Genomic DNA, 22,472 nt, shown 5'->3' with positions numbered 1-22,472 from the left:
GCCAGTTCAGATGTCACCTGATCGTGCGGCAGACCCGCAGAACGGATACCCTTCTTGGCTTCTGCTTCAAGTGAGTCATGGATTAAGACTGGATTCGGGCACCTCGCCGGTACGTGCCGCAACTCCACCGGCCGGCCACTGCAACAACTGCGCAGTACCCGATGAACCTGCGCAGTGTTCCGCGATGGCAGGGCGCTCGGGGCCCCGCATGCGGGCTGATGTGCAGTCATAGCAGGGGATCGTCGGCGAGGACCAGGAGGAGGAGCAGCTCCGGCTCGGGGCATGAATCGGGAACCAGCGCAGCAGGGCCGCGACACTGTCACCGGAGCGAATCGAACAGCTCTCCAACATCGCCATGGGGTGGATGTGATGAGCCTCGGAGCGCCGATCAGGTCCGCCTGACCGAGACGTGGGCGGCTTTGGCCGACAGGCCATCGTCGTCCTGGCCCACGCTGTCACCGCGCCACGCCCCAACCAAGCCGAGAAGGGGGCATCCCGTTCTCACCGGCTGAGGGGCTGGCGTTTCCGCCAGTAGTCACTGATCGGTTCCCGTCACGACCGCTACCAGATAGACCGTGATCTTGGGGGTGGGGGACGGCAGGGCGGGAGCGTAGCTGCGGCAGCATGCAGGCACCGGTCGCATCGGCCATCGATCATGGCGGGTAGGTCAGTTGTAGAGGCTGGCGCCGAGTTCAACGAGCTGCTGGCCGACGCCAGAGGCAACGGCCGTGGTGAGCGCGGGGCCAGCCAGGCGCATGATCCTGCGCCAGACGCGACCGCCCCGCTCGGGGTCACCGCCGTCGCGTTCGAGGGCCACAACCTCGGCCTCGAAGTCCTCGGCGTCGACCGGGTCGAGGCCGAGCTGCGGGGCCACGTCGCGCAGGCCCTGCACGAGGCCGGCGAGAGCTTGGGCGTCGATGCCGTTGCCCGCGTTGACGGTATTGTGGTCGCCAGTCAGGACGACGCCGCCGCTGACATCGCCGTGCACGACGGTGCTGCCGTGGTAGTTGTTGGTGGTCCCGGCGGTATTCTGGGCGTCCATGTAGTTCCTTACTGCGCGGCCGCTGCGGATGCAGGCGTTACCTCCGTCGGTGATCTGCAGCAGGTACGGGTCGTAGTCGTTACGGCGGGCGGGGCTCTCCGCAAGGTCATAGCTGACGAGTTCGGCAACAGCGCTGGAGATCTCCCCGGCCGTGAGCGGAGTGCCGGCGAAGTAGGCAGTGGGGGCATCCGCGAACTTTCCGGGCTCGATGGACGCGTCCTGGTCGTGCAGCCATCGCAGCAGGGCGTTGGTCGCGTAGTCAGCACGGCGGACGCGGTCACAGCCGAGTTGCTTGAGCCGCCGCACCTCTACCCGGCCCTCGTCCGTCAGGTGCACCACAGTGTCGTCACCGCCGAGGCTGCGGGAGATCTGGACGAAGCCGTGCTGCTCGAGCCGGAGCGCGAGGTCCCTGGCTTCTTCCTGCGAGAGGTGCTCGCGTTCGGTGAACATCGCCATGTCCTGGAAGTGCCCTCGCTGCTCGACTGCCCGCTCGTGGAGCCACAGCAGAGCCTTAGGCAAGTACGGGTCGTGCTCGATGTCGCCTTGGGTGGAGCCGGTGACGGGATCCGTGCCGATCGGGATCTGGATCGGATGGCGCCGCGCCGAGCGTTCCACGCCTTTCTGAATCTGGCGCATCATCTCGTCGATCCCACGCTGATTGATCTTGAACCCGGTCAAGTGTGGCTCCTTCCGGCAACTACCCTTGCAAGGCTATCGGCCACCACTGACACACCAGACCGCTGAAGCCCCACGAACTCCCCCAGCACAAGATCGTGAGTACTACGGCCAGAGCCGAACGATTTACAGGCCCTCTCTGAGACCAGGGTGGATCGCGGTGCGAGAAGGTGCTCCAGGATGAGGCCCGACTGGTTGTCAGTGGTGTCAGCTACCGTCCCGGCATGCAGCGTCAGAGTCATATCCCCGTGCAGTCCGAGCGGACGTGTAAGGAGTGCTCGCGTCCGTACAAGCCTCTCCGAGATCGCATGTGTCAGCCCTGCTACAAGCGGTCGAGAAAGTATGGGGCGGCCGAGTACAGGCGCGAGGAGGTCGAGGAAATCACTCTGCCCTGGGTGCGGGCGAAGTGCGCCAGGGCTGGGGAGTGCCTGGAGTGGAACGGAACGGTCAACAAGGAGGGTCGGCCACAGACATCCGACCGTCTAGCTTGGCGTGAAGGTAAGAGCCGGCAGATCGCGTTGCACCGCTGGGTGTACGAGCAGTCGACGGGAAGGACTCTGTCGAAAGGGCAGCACGTCCGGCAGACGTGTGGGAACAAGAAATGCTTGGCTCCTGAGCACCTGGCCGCTTCAATGCCTCGTCCTGGGCGGACACCGTTGGGCGAGGCGGGTCGGTATCAGGGGAAGAGAAAGCGGGAGGACCACCTGGAGCGGTGCGCGAACGGGCACAAGCGCACGGAGGAGAATACGTACCGCACCGCCCATGGGCACCTCGTCTGCAGGGTCTGCCCGTCCGAATCCAGGGCGGCCCGACAAGGCAAGGACCCAGCCGAGCACGCATGGAAGCCCAGGAAGGGGTGGGAAGACACCCCGAAGTGCGTGAACGGCCACCTGTTCGATGAAGTCGGCTGGTACTTCAACGGGGAGGCTCGGGTCTGTCGGCGGTGCTTTGCAGAGAAGGAACGCCGACGTTGGCTCCGGGTGAACTACTCCATGGAACTCGAGGACTTCGAAGCACTGCTCGTCGCCCAGGACCTTGCGTGCGCGATCTGCGCAAGGCTGTTTGATCCCGATTTGCTCGTCCCGTGCGTCGACCACTCCCATGAGACCGGGAAGGTACGGGGGCTCCTATGCCACCCGTGCAATCTTGGCATCGGCCACTTCGAAGACGATGTGAGCAGGCTGCGCTCTGCCGCGCAGTACTTAGACAGCAAGGTGGCCTTGGAGGAGTGACTTGAGCTTGCCGGAGCAAGAGGAGCAGTTGTCCGCGATCAGGATGCGCTGGTCGTAGCAGGGAGCGGCAGTGGATTGAGCAGGACTTCTGCCGACCCAGTGCCTGACGAAGCCATCCTCTCTGCTCGAACCCTCCAACGCGTCACCAGCCGCGACGGCTCTGACAGCCCGGACCACACACAGGCAGCAGCCACCCCCGAGTGGATCAGTGAGGCCCGCTCGCTGATCAGCCACGAGATCGCACGGCACCTCGCTCCCTCCGCAAGCCGACCCGTCGACGAACTCACCGAGCTGGAGATCACCCTCATCTGGGCATGGCGCCACGCCGAACCCGAAGCCGCCCGGACCTGGATCAACCAGCGTCTCGATCGGGCGGCGCCGTGTTGCCCGGCTGATGCGCTATGCCGGGCTGCAGGGCCGTCATCGCAGGCGACGGCGGCTGACGACGATCACCCGCGGGCGGCGTCCCGACCCGACCTCGTCGTCCGCGACTTCGCTCCCGACCCCGGCGGGCTCGACACCCGCTGGTGCGGTGACATCACCTACATCCGACCGAGGAGGCCTGGCTGTATCTGGCCACCGTCATCGACATCGCCTCCCGCCGCGTGGTCGGCTGGTCCACCGCCGACCACCTGCGGACCGAACTGGTTGCGGACTCTCTGCCGTCCGCCTGGCGCCGGCGTCCTCTCTCCCGGCCTGTGATCTTTCATTCGGATCGTGGCTGTCAGTACTTCGGCGATCTTCTCGGCCAGCTCGGCATTGCGGACCGCCCGCGGACCGCGGCTGCCACTGCAGCGGGCATAGAAGGCGGCTCAGGAGACCTTCAGCAGTTCACACGCGCGTTTGACGTTGTGACCGTCCCGCTTCTCCGCCTCGATGATGACCGGGTGCACCGTCACCGGGTCTCCTTCGCGAAGAAAGCTGTCCCGCTTGAGGATCTCCACGTCCTCCCGCAGCCGGCAGTTCTCCCGCCGCAGCGCAGCCAGCTCCCCGCGTTCGCTGCTGGTCAGCCCGTCGCGCTCGCCCGCGTCGACCTCGGCCTGGCTGACCCACAATCGCACCGCGGTCTCGGTCAGGTCGAAGTCCTTGGCGACCTGACCGACCGAGCGGTCACCGCGCCGGCACAACTCGACGATCTCGGCCTTGAACTCCGGCATGAACGAACGGCGAGGCCGAGGCTTCTTCTTCCCCATGCTCTCCATGACGGACATCCTTCCGGGGCAGAACACGTGATCTCAGATGTCCGTCAAAGCGGATCAAGCCCAGGAATCAGCGCTGGTGACAGGCTTTGCCGTCCACGAGGCTGTGCGGCGGGAGAGTCGTACGGGAAGCCGTCCCGGTTGATGAGGCGGGCGACAGGCAGGGGATCGCTCACCTGATCGGCAGGTCATCGTCCGCATAGCTGGGTTCTTCTTGTCCTCTGGGCGGAGCTCCTGCGGGACGCGGATCTCACCCGTACTGGGGCTCGCTCAGAAGTTGGTCAGCCCTCTGCGAGTTCGCGCAGGATGGCTGATGAGCCTCGGGAGTTGACGTAGATGATGGGACGAGTGCCTCGTTTAGCGGTGATGAAGTCGGTAGCGGCATGTTTTGCCGAGGCTGTGACGACCACGAAGATGTCTGCGTGGGCGGCCTGTGCGGCAAGTGTGCTGCTTCCGTCGTGTTCGGCGCTCGTTTCGATGTCGATGCCCGGTACCAGGCTGCGGAGTACTTGGGCTGCTCGGGCGGTGGCCGATTCGGTCAGGGAGTAGAGGACGACCTTGGCGCCTTGGAGGTAGCGGTAGGGGGCGGCGGGGTCTGCATCGTCGGTGTGGCCGGCCGCCAGGTCGTCGGGGAAGCTCTGCGCGAGCTCGCCGGCGACGATCTTGATGGCTTCCAGGTCGGTGAGGTTGAGTGCCGACTTGAAGGGCCTTGCGGTGTCGATGACGGAGTAGAAGAACGTGACTGCTGCAGGATTTGTCGCTGCGGCCGGGGTAGCGGTGATTGTCTGCAGGACGTCGATCGCCCAGGTAGCGGTGATGGCTGAGATGTTCGCTTTGACGATGAGGGTGGTCCAGTCGAGCGCCGAGGCGAACAGTTGGGGGCTGGGGTTGGCTGCCAGGAGGTAGTCCAGCAGTGCCAGGGTCTGTACGCGTACGCCAGCCGAGTTCTTCTCTCCCATCGCCAGGCCTGCGAGGACCCGTTCGCTGAGGTCGGCGGCACCATCATCGATGAAGATGTCGCGGTGTGCCGCCATGAACTGGCCGCCGAATTCGCCGAGTCTGCCGAGTACTTCGTCCGGGGCCTGCCGAAGGAGAGCCGTGAGGGCGTCGGCGCTCAGCGGGGTCCACTGGTCGGTAGTTTCGGGGTCGGCAGGCGTTGCGTGCTGATGGGAGAGGTCGTCGAACCAGGTTCGCCATCCGCCGTGGGACTTGCTCTGTGTGAACTCGTCCAGCCAGGCAAGGTGGTCGCGCAGGCGGGGTGCTGAGCTGTCGATCAGGGGGCGCAGGTCGTGTGTGGCGATGTACGAGGCGACCAGGTCTGCTCGATGAGCGGAGTGCAGTTCTCGGGAGCAGGTGAGGAGGAGGTATACGGCTTGGATCCCGGGTTCGATGGTGAGGGCGAGGTCGAGGGCTGACTGGGTGTCGCCGAAGGCCATGAGCCGGGTTGCGCGTTCGAGTGGTGATTCGGCTGTGTGGGTGTGGGGCTGGGGTGCGGCTGGCTGTATCGCTCCGGCGGGGGTCTGCAGGTGCAGGATGGCGCGGAGGTGCTCGGGCAGGCCGGGTTCGATAGCTCCGGCTTCGTCGAGGAGTCGGTTCTGTGTCTCCTGCGCACCCGCCTGTACCGCTATGAGGAACTCGACGACGGCTTGGGCTCGGCTGGTTGCCGGCGTGCCGGAGTACAGAGCGTGGAATGCAGGGGGAAGTTCGGTGACAGCGTCGAGTAGTTGCTGTTCGCTTCCGGCGGTGTCGTGTGCGGCGAACCATGTGGCGTAGACCGCTTGCTGAATGAAGTGAGTGATGCGTGCGGGGCGGTGCATGGCCAGGAGTTGGTCGATGTCGCTGTCGGAAAGGACAGCGTTCCAATCCTGAAGTCCTGCGTGCAGACGCAGTCGGAGAAATGCCAGGTTGGTTTGGTCGAGGTCTGCCATCGCTTCGAGTTCACGAAGGCAAGCCAGGGCAACGCTGCGGTCCTGGGCCGCGATGGCGTGGCCAAGGTCGTCTAGTACCTCGACGGTGGTGCGGTCGGCGTCAAATTCTGAGGCCGGCCGCTGGCGGAGGAGGTCCCCGAGGGTCAGCAGAGCGTTGCGGACTTCGTTTCGCGAGCGCGTCGAGTCAGGCTTGGATCGCGGCAGGACTTCGAAGCGCAGCACTTCGAGGGGCATTGCTGCCAGCGCAGCGTCGAAAGGATCAGCCTTTTCGAGGGCTCCGCGGTGGCGGGGCAGGTCGCTGAAGGTCGGCCCCACCCAGCTATCGAGAAGCTCCAGTACTTCACGGCGCTGGCGCGCAGTGTGTGCGAATCCGTACCACCACAGTCGACCTTGAAAGCTGCGTGGGAGGAATCCGATTCTGCGCTGCTGGATGGCGTTGATGTGCTTCTCGAGGATCGCCTGGAAGCCTGCGGGCACCTTATTGGGGTGGATCTCGTTGCCGGCGGCGAAGAATGGTGTGAAATCAACACTCATGGCAATTGGTACCTGTTCTGATACTCCACCCAGGCGCGGGCGATCTGGTCCGGGTCGGAGATGACAGTGACGCCCTCTTCGTTCTGGGTCTTGCCGAAGAAGGTGAAGTTCATGGACCCGTGGATGTGGAAGCGGTCCGTAAGGATGCCTTTGTCGTGCAGGTGGTTGCGGACCAGTAGTTGCGGCCGTGGGCCGACGCGTGCGAGTTCGGTCAAACGCTGCCGGGTCTGCGCGTTTCGCGGGTCGTCGCGGATGATCACCTGGATGTCTGTTCCGCGTCGGGAGAGTTCGATGAGGACCTCGGTCAGCCTGATAGCCCGCGAAGGAAGGCCGGGCAGTAGGCTTTTGAACTGTCCGGAGGCGTTGTCGATGACGACGATGTCGGAGATCCAGGGCGACAGGACCCACAGTCGATCGGACGGCGCCAGAAGTTCGGTGACCAGGAGGTTCTGTAGCAGGTCGTTCAGCCGGCGAGTCTCTCCAGCTCCAGCGGTCATGATCCTTCTCATGCGGATACCTCGGCGATTTCGAGCGAGACCACGACGCTGCCGTCCGGGCTGTGGTCGATCTCGACCACTCGTGGATAAACCTGGAGGAACTCGGTCTCAGTGGCGCGGATCGACAGGTCGACAAGCATCTGTGCCAGCTTCGACGCCTGTTCGGGAGCTGCAGTCACCTGGGCTGAACCCTGTTCGGCAAGGCGAGAGCGGACCAGGTTGTCGGCGTCGGCTGCAGTGACGTCGATCGTATGGACATTGCCGGTGAGCACCCCCCTCATCAGCTCGGGCGCGGCAGGCAGGCTTTCGGCGTAGGGGTTCCACGACTGCAGGGTGTCCGAGCGGATGGCCCACCCTCGTGGCCACAGGGTGCTCTGGATAGCGTCGATGCGCTGACGGTCTGAGGAGTTCACCGAGAGGTTCAACCCCGTGTCCAAGTCGCGCCTGTCTCGCATCAGGTAGGCCCACGTGCGTGGTGCGATCTCCATTCCCAGACGCTGTTCCTGCGCTTCCCACTCGTCGGTAAGCACACGAAGCGCCTGGTCGGTGTCGGCGGTCGAGCCGGGCCTGAGCAGGCGGTTGGCGAGGCTTGAGATGACAGCCTGCTCCGCACCATATATACCTGCGTGGCGCAGTTGCGCCCGGATGCGGGTGAGGTTGGTGACGCGCTCGGCCTGCGTCTGGGATCCACGGAAGTCAGCGACGAGGCTGCGCCAGTCGCCGCGGTCGGTGGTGTAGTGGACGATCCGGCGCATGTGGGCATCGACGAGTTCACTGGTGGAGGGCTGGATCGCCCTCATCATCAGACGCAGGAATCGTCGGGGGTCGGGGCGCACGCGGGTGGCAAGTGCTTCGATGAAGCCACCGCCGCCGATCGAACTCTCGGTGAGCCAGACCTGGTTGTCTCGTAGAGTGCCGGTGGGGCCGTAGCCGGGTTCGACGTCGACCAGAATGCCTTCGGGATCGTGTTCGGGGCAGATCTCGCGAGCTGCCCAGAGGGCTGCTTGTCCCAGTGTGGCGAGGGCACGCTGGCGCAGCCATGCCTGGTACTTGTCAGCCGGCGGGTTCCATACCTGTGCGGTCAGATGGTCGAGACGGGTCACGACGTTCTCGTCGGCGAGCAGTGCTTGCAGACGCTCCGCCATCCGGCTGACGGCGGCGTTTTCGGTGTCGTCCACTCCGGTGCTGCGGAACATGGCGTTGAGGGTGTCGGTCAGCCGCTCGGCAAAGGTGGCGCGGACTGTCTGGTAGGCCTGGGGCAGTGACGTGCCGTCTGTGACGGCTGACATGAGCAGCATGCATTCGAGGGCCTGGTGCAGCCATCCGAGTTGGAACCGGTTGACTTGTTGCAGAAGTTCCGCGTCCTGGGTGACAAGGTATTGGAACCATGCGCTGCGCAGAGCCGGTTCCACGCTTGCCGTTGCGATGATGGTTGCCGGCAGGGTGATGGTGAGGCGCAGGCCGTCCACATCGTAGGTGGCTCCGAGTCCGACTGCTTCGTCGCCCAGTGCGAACTGGGTGCGTACCCGGGCTTCCCCTCGCCTCTCAATGACGATGTTAGCTTCGGACTCGACCGCTACGCGGCGGGCTTCGACGTGGGCGTTCTGCGCATGCAGAAAGAAGCGTGCCTCCTGAATGAGTGCGCCGATGGTGTCGGAGCGGGGTATGCGGGCGACGAGACCGGTGCCGTGCTCGATGAGTTGTGTCCGCCAGACCATGGTGGCGTTGGAGGAGTCTTTGATGTCTGGCGGTGTGTCTTTCAGTTCCACCTGGTCGGGCCTGACGACGGGAAGGCGCACGGGTTGCCCGTGCATGTCGACGGTGGCTGCCTCCTGGCGACGGGCCGTGGGCAGAATGGGAGCGAGGTCCAGTACGGTTTCGCTCGTGTCGTAGGGGATCGAGATCCAGTGCCGTTTGTCCAGGTTGCGGGTTGCGAACCGCCGGGACACGCGGCCTGGGGCGTACTCGCGGAGCATCTGGGCCATGCCCATCGCCTGCGGCTCGGGATTCTTCTCCCAGGGGTTTTGAGGTGGGACAATCACCTGTCCCTCGGGGAGGGCGAGTTCGCTGAAGAGGTTCTCGGGGAAGTAATCGGGCAGCGGATTGCCGCCCATCGTGTCCTTGCCGGTCTCGTACTGATGGGCGGCGGCGACTGACCAGTTGTTGCTGATCCGGCGGGCGAGTGTGGGTACGGCTGCGAGCATGAGCGGGCGGGGCGGGTGCCACAGGATCTCTGCGGCGAGGTTCTCAGGTACCTGCAGCGCACTCTGGATCCACACGCGCAGGCTACGCTGCCGACCGGGGTCGCGCAGGAGTTCCTGAAGGACCTGGGCAGCGGCCTGCTGCACGCGTTGCGTCTTGCGGTACTTGGGGTCGGCAGGGCTCTTCAGGTCACGCCACAGGTTTGCGTCGGGATGCTGTGTGTGGAGTTGTTCGGCGAGCCAGTCGAGCATGGCCAGGGTGGCTTGCATGCGGAGCACTGCGCGATTGCGGATGGGAAGCACGAGTTCGGGCAGGATCGGGTCGAACAGTGCGTCCCAGGCTTCGTAGGTGACCCGGTCGCGGCCGTAGTCGGACAGGACGACGACGGTGTAGGGGCGCATGCCACGGTTTCGCCCGGCCCGTCCCTTCCTCTGCAGGAATGCGGCTACTCCGCGGGGAGCCTTGTGCTGCAATACGGCTCCGACGTCCGGGTCGTCGAAGCCGACCTCGAGTGAGGCCGTCGCGACCACCAGTTGGGACTCTGCGTTGACGCCTGAGTCCTGTGATGTGGTGCGGCTCACCTTGAGCCCGTCACCGTTGATGTTGTGGCCCAGTTTTATCGGCAGGTCCCATACCTGCCCTGCTCGCCTCTGCTCCTCGAGGCCTGCCTTCCCGGGGCGTCGCATGGACGCGAGAGGCGCCTTGAACTGCTCGGTGCGGCCTTTCTCGTGGCGTTGCCCTTCCGCGTCCAGGAGGTAGGAGTAGAGCCGGTTGGTGACGTCGAGGTCGTCGGTGAAGACGAACGCCTTCGTCCCGAGCATGCCCTTTGAGATGCGGGATGCAGGCTCGTCGAGGAACCGCGGCAGCAGCATCGCGGTCTGGATCGTCGTGGACAGGACGGACGCGCCGCTGGTGGGGTCGCTTCGCACCGCGATCATGTACTCGGCGCCTTCGTACTCCATCTCATCCGCGCTCGGCTCGACGCTGGTGACCAGTCCGTCCTCGACGCCGGTGAGGTCGGCCATGTGGCGCACGGGGTTCGACAGCGTCGCTGAGAGGCCGACGAATGTGACCGGGCTGCGCAGGGAGTGGTGCCAGCGCCGCAGAACCAGCGCCGCCTGGGCTCCTGCGGTCCCGCTGTAGGTGTGGATTTCGTCCAGCAGCATCAGGTGTGGCTGCTTGGTCGCTCCGACGCCGAACAGGTGCCGCATGGAGAGGTCGGACAGTCCCCGGTTGAGTGATTCCGTGGTGGTGAACAGCACGTCCGGGGGCTGTTCGCTCATGCGCTGGCGTGTCAGTACGAGTACGGATTCGTCGAACTGGAGCGAGCATGCGCTGCAGGTGAGGCGCTCTTTCTTGCCGCTGACGTCTCGCTCTGACCAGTACAGCGTTCCGGCGCACACCTTATGGCCGTCGCCGGGGCAGGTGAAGTGCGGGCATTCGTAGCCCTGGGCGCGCTTGGTCCATGAGTACGGGGCGGACAGGCTTCTCGTGGAGTGCGGGGTGTCCTTGTTGAGGACTCCGATGGTCATGGGCCGCCCGTTGGTCTTGGTCCAGATCTGGTCCAGGCGGCGGGCGTGGGCGAAGGCGGTGTTGAGTTGGTCCTTGAGAAGTTCGTTGCGCGGGTAGACGGCGAGCGCGCGTGTCCAGGCGGTGGGGTCTCGGAGCGCTGCCAGGTGAGCGAATGCCGGCAGGTAGAAGGAGAGGGTCTTTCCGCTGCCGGTGCCTGCACCTACGACTGTGGCTGTGGTGATGCCGGACTGCAGGGCGGTCATGATGTGCCGGCTGGCGCGGACCTGGAATCCGCTGAGCTGGACGTGCGCGGTGCTGTTCGACGTCATCGTGGCGATGACGTCGTGGCTGACGTCGTCGATGCCGTGCAGGCCTTCGAGGACGGTGTTCCAGGGCTGATCACGCCTGGGATACGCACGCGGCCGGCGGGCGTAGCGGAAGTCGGAGATCAGCGAGGGGCCCTGGCGCCAGGCTTGTTCGGGGCTGCCTGAGAGGAAGGTCTGGCGCAGGCGTGCAAGGAGGCGCAGTGCCTCGCCATTGCGTGTCCGCCATCTCGGGGGCGAGGCTGCTGTGTATTCGGTGATCAGACCCTGTTCGTTGAGTTCATCGATTGCCTCTTCGGCGGTATCGATCTGTCCGTTGTCCAGCAGGACTTGGAGGACGAGGGTGTGCAGTTCGTCATAGGTAAAGCCGCCGTCGACGACGCCCCAGGACAGAAGGGGGTCCTCATGGGCCTCGAGCACGTCGAGGATTTTGCTCTGAATGTCAGAATTCACCGCAGCCTCACCCAGAATCTGTCGAGGATCCCCAGCCGTGCCAGTTGGGTGAGGACCTCGGGCGTGATGGAGCTCAGAGGCATGCCCGTTGCCTCCTGTGCTTCCATGATCACTCTAGCGAGGGTGGGGTCGACAAGTCGGCTGATCCTTTCCCCGCAGGACCGCAGGCTTTCGCGTGCTGACGCCAGTTTCGCAACGTCGCCCACCTGGGGCACTGCACGATTGCGCAAGACGTTGAGGATGCCGTGTGCGTTCTCGATCTCGGCACGCAACTGCTCGATGTCCAGGCCGCTCTTGGCGAGTGCATTCACGAGATCTTCGTTGATCGGCGGGGTGTCACGGCTCAGTTCCTTCGCCCAGGCGCCGTCGACAGCCTGACGAAGCCCATCGATCAAGGCCCGCGCTTGCTTGATGTGCGCCTTCACGCCGTCGAGCGGTGCGTCGACATCCTGCGCCGCCAGTGACGCGGCAGTCTCCCTCAGCAGGCTGGTGACCTTGTCCGTTGCCGCATCGGGCAGGTCTCTGCTCGGAGAGATACCGACTGCACGGAGTTCAGCCATGCCGCCGGCCACCTGACGGACGTCTTTGAGGAGGGATTCGACCGTCTCGGCTGCGGTGACGAGTGCGCCGGTGCGCTGCTTGATCGCATGGGCGTCGTCTGCTGCCGCGGCAGCGGTGCGCAGGTGTTGGATCCTTTCCAGGAGTGTCATGCGTTGTCTCCAGGTCCGGTCACGTGGGTGATCTCGTCACTCAGGGCGTTCAGTCCAGCGGAGAGGCGCCACAGGGCATCGTCGTGCTCGCGCTGCACCTCGGAGACGGGTCCGGCAGTGAGCTTCTTCTCCAGTGCTTCCACGGCGTTGCCAGCCATGCAGAGCCAGGTTTCGATCCGTTTTGCTGAGCTGTCCCAATCCGAAGTCATCAGGCGCAGGCGTTCGTCCGCCGGGAGGGTGTGCCAGGACTGAAGGGCTTCGCGGATGGCTTCGACCCTCTTCTGGTCGCCGGATTTGACTGCTCGGGCCGTGGTGGCGAGGCCGTCTGCGTTGATCGATGGCGGCAACTGGCCGAGGGCTGCCCGGTGGGCGATGAGGCTGTTGAGGGGTTTGGCGACCTCGGCGATGCTGCTTCCGAGTTCACCTGTGTCGGGCAGGAGGCTGGAGGCCTCTTCAAGCAGTTGGTCCAGTTCTGCTGCCCGGGTGGCTATGCCGTGCACGGCCTGGATCAGGACGTCGGGGGCCTGCGCTGGCCATGCGGCGTCGGCAGCATCGTCGCGCACGGCGTGCAGGAGGCGGGGAAGATCGACGGCAAGCGGCTTGCCGCTTCCCTGGCTGTAGGAGGCCAGACGGAGCAGTCTGTCCTGGAGCCACTCCCGGCCGGGCTGCTGGGACGAGCCGTTGAAGGCGTCCTGCCATTTGCGCAGTCGCGGCCGCAGTTGGACCCCTGCGGCCTCGGGCCTGGGGGCGAACAGTGCTCTGACCCTGCTGTGCCCGTCAGGCTTGAAAGCGTCGGCAATACCGAAGGCTTTGCTGACGGTCAGCAGAGCATGGGCGATACGGGCCAGTTCGGGATCGTCGTTACGGTCTTGCAGGTCGAGGTATGCAGTCACTCGTGCGGCCCATGTCTGCGCCTTCGTCATGCACAGGCGCTGGAGTACCTCACCGTTCGGTACAGCGTCCCACGCGCCCTTGGCGCTCGCCCAGGCGAGCGCGCGCAGTACCCGGACGTCTTCATCATCGGTGCGATCGACGGGGATGAGCGCCTTGTCGAGTTTGTTGTCGTCCAGGACGATCGAACTCGAGGCGTTGAAGGACGGCGCGTGTTCCTTCCTGCCGCCGGTCCAGCCGGATTCGGTGCCGAAGCCGTTCTCGAACTCGAGGTATCCGGTGATGGCGGCATGCACGATGTTGCGCAGGTCGTTGTGGTCGCCCTGAGTGAGGTCGCCGGAGGCGCGCCAGCGGTCGACGGCCTGGACCAGACGCGGATTGGCCTCTGGTGCCGCAGGAGGAGGCGTGGGTGATTGAGGGGGCTGCTCCTCGTTGTTCCTGGGAGGGTGTTTCTTCCTCTGGTGTGTAGTCGGGGGGGCGGGTTCTGGCGCGTTGCCGAATGCTTCCAGGGGAGGGATGCCGAAGGCGTCATGGATCGTCGGGTCGAGGTTCTGGGGCCCGTTACCTGCCCCCCAGAAGCGGACCATACGGATGCGGCGCTCGGACATGTCGGGGTCGCCGGGGGTGTGCAGTCGTACTTGGTCCTCGATGTTGTCGAGGATGTGCAGCGCGCCTGACCTGAAGTCGTTTTCGAAGCCTGCGCCAGGGAAGCGGCCTTCGTCGATTTCGCTGTGGTCACGTTGGAGTACGGGGCGCAGGACGCGGGTCAGGACGTCTCGGGCGATGAACCCCTTGTCCTGGGAGCTGCTGCGGATGGCGAGGTCAAGGGCTCTTCTGTTGAAGGGGAAGAGTCCCATGTCGTCGACGTGCCCGAACGCCTGGTGACATTTTTCCCGGACGGGGCACTGAAGGCAGGGTTTGGGGGCGGGGGCGCGTTCGTTGTGATGCTGGTCGATAAGTGCGGATCCGGCCCGTACCGCGTTGAGGTAGTGGGCGGCAAACTCCGCTGGTTCGAAGGCTGCCGCGCCTGTCTGGGGGGTTTCCAGTTCATAGACCTTGTAGGTGCGCGAATATACCGTTTCCGGGATGTGATTGATGAAGTATCCCGTGGTGACGGCCATGACGACGCGCATGGGGCACAGTTCGAGGTTTTCGGTGGGGATCAGCGTGATGGCGTCGATGAGACCGCCCTGGATTCCCTGGAAGATAGAGAAGTCCTCGATCAGGAGGAGGAGTTCCAGTCCTTGTCGGTGCAGGTCCAGGCGCAACTCCACCAAGAGTTGCTTCAGGTCGTCCCCGCCGATGCCGAAGACTTCGCTGACGGCTGGCCCGAGTTGCTCGTTGAGCATCTTGGCTGCGAGATCCCGCAGGTCTGCCTCGCTGGTCAGTGCACCGGCAACGGTCTGAGCGTCGGCACCGGCGTGGTTGATGTCGTCAACCGACAGGTTGAGGTCCTGCGGGCTGAAGCCGAATGCTTCTTCCTTGTCCTCTGTGCCTTTACCCGAGAGTTTCTCCCGGACCAGGCGCCCGATGGGGCCGTCGTCCGAAAGGAGTCGGTCGCGGAAGACGGGATCGAGTAGCAGTGCAGGCAGGCCCTCGGGGGAGGCGAGATAGGCACGGAGTTCGTCGTCCTCGGTCGTGCCGCCGTCCTGGTGTGCCCCCCGGGTCTCGACCAGGACGGCCAGTGCGGCGCGCAGGCGCAGCCTTGCTTCCCTTTCGTCGGAGGCGGCGTCGACAGCGGTCGCCACTTTGGCGCGCAGTTCGTCGGCACGCTCGCCGGTGGCGAGTTCGAGGATGAGGTCCAGGATCCCGCGCAGCGACATCCGGTGTTTGGGGACGAAGATCAGGCGCGTTGCGTCCGTCGTCTCCAGGTTGATGCGGAGCCATCGGACCAGGTGGGACTTCCCGGTGCCGGGCTTTCCGAGGATCGGAATGATGGGCTGGTCGGCAGGCTGCTCACGAACGGCACGCAGCAGGTCGTGCTCGGTGGAGGGGCTGCCGCCGGTGGCGCTGGCCACGTGATCACGCTGGATGAGCGGGATCGAGGTGTGCGTGGCCAGGAACACCCCGTTGGAGGTGCTCTCGGCTTCCACCGGGATGATCCGCAGCGCCTCGCTCGCCTTCCAGCACGCAGCCGGCAGGTCTCCCCGCCAGGTCATTTCGTTCCTCCTTGGAGGAGGGTGACGTGAGTCTGCCGCGTGGTGTCGAACCGTGAAAGGCGGACGCCGTCGGCATCGGGAAGCGTGGAGAAAGCGAGACGGCCGCGGTCTTCGAGGACACGCAGTGCCTGGCCGATGGAACTGTCCGCGCAGTCGTTGCGGATCCCCGGGTCGGGGTCCCCGCCGGGCAGGAGTTGTGTGAGCGAAGCGCGGATCAGGCCGCCGTGCAGGACGGGAATCCGGGCCGCCAGGGTCTGCAGGAACTCGCCGATCGGCATCCGTCCGGCAGGGATGCCCTCCAGCGCGTCCTCGATCGCGACGACAGGCAGGGGAACGAGCCCCGACTTGGACTGCACCAGAGGCGGCGAGGCCATCCCGAGGGCGCGGGCCCAGCGTGCGAAGGCGCTCCATCGCGTGTCGTTCGTCAGCGCCCAAGTTTCGTTGTCGGGGTCGGGGAACTGCGCCGCCTGGAGTGGCTGGACATTGCCGGTCCAGGACAGAGGCCGTCCGAGGGCGTCCTGGGCGAGGAACCAGGAAAGCGCCCGCGTCAGGTCACGGGCTCCGCCTGTATAGACGTCTCCCGGACCCACCTGCCACGGGTCGCCGTCCCTGGCCAGGTCGAAGACGTGTTCCTGGAGGGCACGGCGGAACCCGACCGGTGTCAGAGCAGAGCCGCTGCGGGCGGCGGCACCGGCAACGGTGACCGTCCCGGCGTCAAGGGTGAGCAGTTCTATGGCCCTGAGTACGTAGAGGGTGTGGGTGACTCCCTCGTCGGCGGTCGCGGCCTCATTGAGGCCGGGCGGCTTGAATGCCTCGACCAGTTGTTCCTCGGTCCATGCCCGCCTGGAGTCGATGAGGAAGTTGACGATGGCACGGCCTAGCCCGGGAAGGCTTCGGGGCGGGTTCAGGACAGCCATCACAGTCTCCTGAGGAAGTCATCGATGTTCCAGTGCGGGCTCCGGATGTTTTTGATGGCTTCATCCGGGTACTCGGGATCGTTCATGTGCTCTGGTACTACTACCACGCGTAGTGGACCTCGTGTCGGTGCGAGCCAGGACATGGGAGGGGTGCCCTCAGGGTCCGCGATGAGCAGACTGGGGAGCGCCAGGCATACGGGGGCTTTCCTCGTGCGCAGCGGGTCCACAGCAACGATGCCTTCGTCGGCGAACCGTGCAGCTGACCTGATCGCCGGCAGGGCTAGCAGAGGTGCGGGGGCGGCGATCCCACGCACACCGTTGGTGACGCAGGCCTGGATGAGCGTGCTCAAAGAGCGTCGTAGTCGGTCGTCTGCGTAGGTGACGACGATGCTGCGGTGGCCGGCACCGAGTCTTTCCAGCGCGGAACTGGGCTGTCTTCCCAGGTCGGGCATACGCGCTTCTGCGACGAGCGGCCGTGCGGCCCGGTGGCGGGGCTCATGCAGGTGCCGGTCTGCCGGGCACCCGGAGCATGCCGCTGCGACGTTCTGCGTCGCATGCATGGAGCCGACGGCAGTGTAGGAGTACTCCTCACTCAGTACGCGGCCCCAGCATTCGTCTTTGGCCAGGAGGCGCCGGATGCGTGCTGTGGAGGCCGATTCTGTGTCCTTGATCTGTCTGCGTTGCCGTTGAGCAGCGGCTTCGAAGGTCTGCTGGTCCAGGTTGGCGACGCTGGGGCCCAGCCGGACCTTGACCTGGCGCACGAAGTGGGCCCATTGCTTGCTGCGCCGCGCCTGCCAGGCGGTCTCGGATTCGTCCGGTCCGCGTTCGAGGACAGGCGGGTCCAGCCTCTCGACGGTGATCAATCCGGCACGCTCCATGAAGACGAGAGTGTTGCGGTTCCACAGTTGGTTCGCGTCGGAGGGGCGGTCGTTGTGCTCGGGGACGACGCCCGTGTCGAGGGTGAAACTTCCGTCGGCCTGGTGGGTGTGTCTACCGGCGGTCCGCATGGCATCCCAACGCTTCCATGCCTTGTCGTCCCCGATCACGGTTGTTTTCTCGATCTGCTGTCCTTCGGTGACGTCGCCGTCGGCGGGCAGCCAGACCGAGAGTGCGGCGTGTCCGTCCCGTCCGGCACGGCCGACCTCCTGGTAATAGCGGTCGACGGATGCGGGGACACACGCATGGACGACGGTCCGTACGTCGCTCTGGTCGACGCCCAGGCCGAAGGCGCTGGTGCCGACGACGATGTCGGACGTGGTGGGACCGCCGTCACCGGACCATCCCTGCAGAATACCCAGGCGCTCGGCAGGTCCGATGTCTCCGTGGAAAACGGCGGTACGGGCGAAGCCGGCTTCCTTAAGACGCGCCGCGATCGTCTCTGCGGTTCCCTTCTTCGCGGTGTAAACGATCGCCGGCCGGGGGAGATGGTGCATCGCTTCGATGACACGGTCGATGCGATCGGCCGGTGATGCCCGCGTCCCGAGCAGGTAACGCAGTTCTGTGCGCAGGTAGGCTGAGCCGACGAAGAGTGAGTCGGCGCTGCCCGCGAAGAGTTGGTCGTTGAGCAGAAGACTGGCGGCGGAGAGCGTGGCGGTGAGAAGCACGACGCGCGGCGGGGTGTTTCCGCCAGCGGCTGCGACCTCCCGCAACTCCCCCACCAATGAGGCAACGATCTGGAACTTCGGGCGGAAGCTGAGCCCCCACGTACGGACCAGGTGTGCCTCGTCAATGACGAAGTGAGTCAGCCGTCCTTCGGCCGCCAGGGGCCTGAGCAGGAAGGCGAGTTCTCCCGTGAGAGCCTCTGGGGAGGCGAGAAGGATCCGCTGAGTGCCCTCACGCAGGCGTTGCTTGATGGCTGCGCGTTCCTGCTCGTCGCGGTCGCTGTAGTAGGCCAGTTCCGGGGCGAGTTTGGACGCGGGAAAGCGCTGGTGCAGTTGGCGTTCCTGATCCAGGGCCAGGGCGATGGTGGGCAGCACGACGACGGTGGTGCCCCGGGAGCGCAGCAGGCCGGGAGCCAGTCCGACGATCGTCTTACCCGTTCCGGTGGGCAGGACCACATGGAGGGTGGCCGCCGGATCTGCCAGTGCGGCAGTACGTAGGGCGCTGGCCTGGCTGGGCGAGCGGTAGTAGTCAATGCCGGGGGCTATGGCCTGCACCGCAGGATCGACCGGTACGGGGTGCGTCGGGCGGGCATAGGTGGGGGTCTGTGTGCCGTCTGCGGAGGTGAACGGGCCAGGGCTTGCGCAGGCGAGGTCGACCCAATGGGGGTCTCCGTGGAGCCAGTGGGGAGCCCAGACATCGCCGAGGCGGACGTGGTGATGGGTGGCTCCGAACCGTTCGGTGTGCAGGCCGGCCCGGCACAGTGCGGTGCGGTCTATGGCCCGCTGGTCGAGCGGGATTTCCAGGATGTGGTTGCGTCGGCCGGTGACCGCCGCGTGGTGGCGCAGTACCTGACCCAGCAGGGCAGCAACGTCACCGCTGATCTCGGGCCCTGGCAGGTCGGACGTCCAGGCGTCCGCGAGGCGGCGATGCGGACCGCTGAGGTTCTGCGTCTGCTCCGGGTACCCCAACAGGACGCGCTGGATGAGGTCGAACTGGGTGGTCATGCCCATCCGTCCTGTTCAAAACCGCGGCCCGAGACCACGACCACACCGGTGCTGTCCAGACGCAGGGAGGGAGATTCAATGGCCTGGGCCAGGGCATGGCCGACCGTCAACTCGGTTCGCACCTCTTGCTCCAGCAAGTCGCGTTCACTGCCCGATGCGCGGGCGGCTCGCAGTTGCAGTTGTCTCAGTCGCGTCGCCAGATCGGCCTTGGCCATCGTCATCGCCGCGGTCCGGACTTTCACCACGGTGTCCTCGCCGAGAGCCAGTTGCTGGGCGCTGCTTTCGGCAGTGCGCCAGGCGTGGGCCCACCTGTCGGCCGGGACCAGTTCATAAGCACGTTCGATCCGCTTGCGGTTGAGGGCATAGTCGCCACCCGGCATGCCTGCAGTGGCCTTGGCATAGGGGGCCCGCACGGCTTCAAGGTGGCGCTCGTCGGTCAGAGGCGTGCCATCCTCGTCGAGCCACACGGTCACGATGAGCGGAGGGAACATCCCGTCTGCACGGCGCTTGAGCGAGGGCTGGTCGAGCAAGAAGCCGGCAAGGATGCGTGTCAACGGGTCAGGCCCGTCGGCCCCGCATGCCTTAAGGGGATTGACTTCGACGGCGTAGTCGAAGCGATAGGCGAGGCGCTCGGTGCGGGGCCACTGCGGGAGCCACCGCCACATCCCGAAAGCCCGCCCACGGTCGTCGTTCCAGAGGAAGTCGGAGACTGCATCGATGAACCGGTCTCCGTACCGGTACAGTCGGAGTCCTTCTGTGTCGACGGCGACCGCACGGCGGAAGGTCCCCTGCTGCCGTGCCAGTGGCAGAAAGTCGCGCTGGAGCCGTCCTGTGGGGATCAACGGAATCTGGGTCTGCCCCTGGGCCGGTCGCCTGACAAGTTCGTAGCTTCCAATCATGTGGACGGGGTCGCCGACGGGTTCGAACCGGAGGTTCCCGGGTCCTCCTCGGGAGGAGAGCAGGGCATCGCCTAGTGCAGCGAAGTCGGCCGCCTGGTCTTCGAAGGCCGCCATCCGGCCATAGACAGACCGTTCATCGGCTGGCGCTTCGAGACTGTCCAGGGCGTCTTGTTCGCGTACGCGCTCGATCTCGTCCTGAAGGATCTCCTGTACTGCGGTGACCGCTTTTCCGGTGGCCTCGGTGCCCTGGGTGAACAACAGGTCCCATGCGGTCTCGGTGGCAGCATCGACCGCGTGCTGCAGGCTGGCGACGGACTTGTCGAAGATGCCGAAGCCGTCGGTCAAGATCTGCGCCCACGCCGCTGTGAACGACTGGGTGTCGTCTTCCTGCACTACCTGGTACGAGCGCCAGGTGTGCCCGTCACGGTGGGCGTCCCAGCGGTCGCACCTGCCGATGCGCTGTTCGAGGCGGTTGGCCGTGGCCGGCAGACTCACGTGGACCAGCAGGTCGGCGAACTGGAAGTTGCGGCCTTCCTCGGCGGAGGCGTCGGCAACGAGAACGCATGCGGTTTGGGCCTGCTCGAAACTGCGCACCGCCTGCTCGGCCAGGTCGAGCGGGGAACCCTTCACATGCTCGAGGACGCGGCCAGGCAGCAGCTCTTGCAGTTCGCAGGCCAATTCGGTGGCCATGCGCGGTGTCGGGCAGAAGACGACCAAACGCTCTGATGCGGCGAAAAGGTAGGTCAGCGCGTCTGCCAGGGGGCGCGTGATGCTGCCTTTGCGGTCGATGAAGCGAAGGTCGCTGTCGATCTGGTCGAGAGCGTCCTGCTCTCCTCGTGTTGCCGCCGCGCGGTCTCGAGCCCATTCGCGCAGCGCATCGGGGTCCAGGGAGAGGGAGACCGCCCTCGCCAGGGCGGACGCGGCTTGTCTCCGAGCTCCATCGTCGGTTTCACAGGCCGCCCATGCCTCCTGCCGCCAGTTCTCCAGGAGACGGGTCACCTCAGTGAGGATGTCTGCCTCCAGAGGGATGGAGATGGGGCGCTGACGCCCGGTCAGCCGGTATGCCCCTTCCAGAGCAGTGGTGCGGCGGGTGCGCAGCATACGGCGATGAACCCGGTACAGGTCGGAGACGTGGGTCCGCAAGGAGCGGATGACGTCGCCAAGGGCGTCTTGGTTCTGTTCGCTGATTGCCAACGCCGCCTGGGGAATGAGGCCGGAGACCTCTGCGTCCTCAGGGAAAGCAGCGTTCAGTTCGGCAAGGCGGTTCTTCAGCAGGACGCCGGGCAGGCCGGGCCGCAGTCCCAGAAACAGGCGGCCGAGACCGGCCCGTGCCTGCATGCGCTCTCGCAGATCTGCGGCCGTCGTGTGGCGGTACAGCGCGGGGTCGAGCAGTTTCAGCATGGCAAGGAATGCCTGCTCGTTGTTGAGCGCGGGTGTCGCCGAGAGCAGCAGAAGGCGCGGGCTCGCTTCGGCGATCTCGGCGAGCCGTGTGTAGCGGGCAGACAGTTGTTCCTGTTCGCTGCCTGCGAGGCGCGCCAAGTTGTGCGCCTCGTCGACCACGATCAGATCGGCGGGTTCCCAGGTGCCGGGGTCGTCGTCGCGGCTGAATCTGATCCCGGCATCCGGGAAGTCCGTGATACGGAACTTGACCTCCAGTTCCCGGCGCCACTGTTCAATAAGGAACGGCGGCAGGATCAGTTGCACCGACAAATCCGGGTTGTCCAGGATCAGTTCACGGATGACCAGTCCGGCCTCGATCGTCTTGCCGAGTCCGACCTCGTCCGCCAAGAGGTACCGCTGCACCGGGTCCTGCAGAACGCGCCACGCCGTTTCGATCTGGTGCTTGTGCAACTCAATGCTGCTGGACAATGCTCCACGCATCCCATGAGCCGCTGAGCGCTGTGTAAGGATGCTCTGCAGGAAAGGGCGCCGCTTGTCTGCCAGGAGGGGGGACTCCAGCAGTCCGGCACCGGCAAATCCGACGGGATCGGTCAGTGGCCTGTCCCAGCGGACATACAAGTGCTCTTCAGCGACATGCCCCTCCCACTCATGACCGCGCACATGAATGTCGCGTTGCGCTGTCACATCCATGATGCGGCCTGAACGCCACCTGCCAGCGCTGATCCAGAAGACCCTGAGCTCCGGGGTCAGAGAAAGCCGGCTCAGGCTCGCCCGAGGAACGGTTTCACGATAGCGCTCGGCGGGTTCCTGCCCGGGGGTATCGAAGTACTCCAGAATCAGGTCGTCACCGACTCGCCCCACCAACTTTGCGGGGCCTAGCGTGTTGGCGCTCGAGACGAGCAAGTCGCCACGCTTCAACGATGTGTGCCGGGAGCCACCGCTACTGGCCGCCGAGCGACGCCCCCTTACTCTGTCGGAACGGGTGGTCGCCGCCCCCGTCACCGTGCCGTCGGCATTGCGCGACCCGCGACATTCCGGGAAGCGTGAACAACCCCAGAAAAACTCGCCCGCACGGGGTCCTCGGGATGCGCCTCGCATGGCCATGGGGGCACTGCACCGGGGGCACAGGACAGCCTGATCCGTCATGTGACATCCCTCCCCAGGGGGCGAGGCTGTCCAGCATCAGCGGCCGGCAGGCGCACCGGCGTACGCCACCACGCGGCGACGCACTGCGTCTGCGGAACGGGTTCCGCTATCGACTCAAAGAGATCGACCTGGACACTTTCCCCCTC

General features: G+C 65.4%; 11 protein-coding genes and 1 pseudogene. 2 read left to right on the top strand and 10 right to left on the bottom strand.

Translation table 11 applies throughout. The annotated features are described in order from the left end of the window. Window positions 1–667: 667 nt before the first annotated feature. Window positions 668–1,720: a hypothetical protein gene (locus JK361_RS33235; protein WP_201825465.1), complete on the bottom strand. Its 1,053-nt coding sequence runs from the start codon at window positions 1,718–1,720 to the stop codon at window positions 668–670. Between the two features lie 221 nt (window positions 1,721–1,941). Between JK361_RS33235 and JK361_RS33230 the strand changes: the two genes are divergently transcribed. Both JK361_RS33230 and JK361_RS41635 read left to right on the top strand, forming a co-directional pair. Then, window positions 1,942–2,949: an endonuclease VII domain-containing protein gene (locus JK361_RS33230; RefSeq protein WP_201825463.1), complete on the top strand. Its 1,008-nt coding sequence runs from the start codon at window positions 1,942–1,944 to the stop codon at window positions 2,947–2,949. A 367-nt stretch (window positions 2,950–3,316) separates the two neighbouring features. Beyond that, window positions 3,317–3,680: pseudogene (locus tag JK361_RS41635) on the top strand (DDE-type integrase/transposase/recombinase); the annotation flags it as partial. An 81-nt stretch (window positions 3,681–3,761) separates the two neighbouring features. Here the strand turns inward: JK361_RS41635 and JK361_RS33220 are convergent. The 9 genes from JK361_RS33220 to dpdE all read right to left on the bottom strand — a co-directional run bounded on the left by JK361_RS33220 (window position 3,762) and on the right by dpdE (window position 22,083). Next, complete coding sequence (locus JK361_RS33220) at window positions 3,762–4,151, bottom strand: transposase (protein WP_201825461.1); 390 nt, start codon at window positions 4,149–4,151, stop codon at window positions 3,762–3,764. A 278-nt stretch (window positions 4,152–4,429) separates the two neighbouring features. After that, a complete protein-coding gene (gene dpdD, locus JK361_RS33215; RefSeq protein ID WP_201825459.1) occupies window positions 4,430–6,610 on the bottom strand; it encodes a protein DpdD in 2,181 nt (726 codons plus the stop codon). Then, the gene (gene dpdK / locus JK361_RS33210; RefSeq protein ID WP_201825457.1) at window positions 6,607–7,107 is read right to left on the bottom strand and encodes a phospholipase D-like domain-containing protein DpdK; all 501 of its coding nucleotides are present in this window, start codon (window positions 7,105–7,107) and stop codon (window positions 6,607–6,609) included. The genes dpdD and dpdK overlap by 4 nt, the downstream gene beginning before the upstream one ends. An 8-nt stretch (window positions 7,108–7,115) precedes the next feature. Further along, complete coding sequence (gene dpdJ / locus JK361_RS33205) at window positions 7,116–11,597, bottom strand: protein DpdJ (protein ID WP_201825455.1); 4,482 nt, start codon at window positions 11,595–11,597, stop codon at window positions 7,116–7,118. Further along, window positions 11,594–12,307 carry a hypothetical protein gene (locus JK361_RS33200; protein WP_201825453.1) on the bottom strand — a complete coding sequence of 238 codons (714 nt, stop codon included), beginning with the start codon at window positions 12,305–12,307 and terminating at the stop codon, window positions 11,594–11,596. Before JK361_RS33200 ends, dpdJ begins: the two co-directional genes overlap by 4 nt. Continuing rightward, on the bottom strand, window positions 12,304–15,357 hold the full coding sequence (gene dpdH, locus JK361_RS33195) for a protein DpdH (protein WP_201825451.1): 3,054 nt from the start codon (window positions 15,355–15,357) through the stop codon (window positions 12,304–12,306). Before dpdH ends, JK361_RS33200 begins: the two co-directional genes overlap by 4 nt. After that, window positions 15,354–16,274, bottom strand: coding sequence for a protein DpdG (gene dpdG, locus JK361_RS33190; protein ID WP_201825449.1), 921 nt, complete (start codon window positions 16,272–16,274; stop codon window positions 15,354–15,356). The genes dpdH and dpdG overlap by 4 nt, the downstream gene beginning before the upstream one ends. Then, the gene (dpdF, locus tag JK361_RS33185; protein WP_201825447.1) at window positions 16,274–18,880 is read right to left on the bottom strand and encodes a protein DpdF; all 2,607 of its coding nucleotides are present in this window, start codon (window positions 18,878–18,880) and stop codon (window positions 16,274–16,276) included. The genes dpdG and dpdF overlap by 1 nt, the downstream gene beginning before the upstream one ends. Continuing rightward, complete coding sequence (dpdE, locus tag JK361_RS33180) at window positions 18,877–22,083, bottom strand: protein DpdE (RefSeq protein WP_201825554.1); 3,207 nt, start codon at window positions 22,081–22,083, stop codon at window positions 18,877–18,879. The genes dpdF and dpdE overlap by 4 nt, the downstream gene beginning before the upstream one ends. Window positions 22,084–22,472: the final 389 nt, after the last annotated feature.

This window comes from Streptomyces musisoli, from assembly GCF_016741855.1.
GTDB lineage: Bacteria > Actinomycetota > Actinomycetes > Streptomycetales > Streptomycetaceae > Streptomyces > Streptomyces musisoli.
Note: the sequence above shows the minus strand (reverse complement) of the source record. Positions and strands in the feature narration are given on the sequence as shown.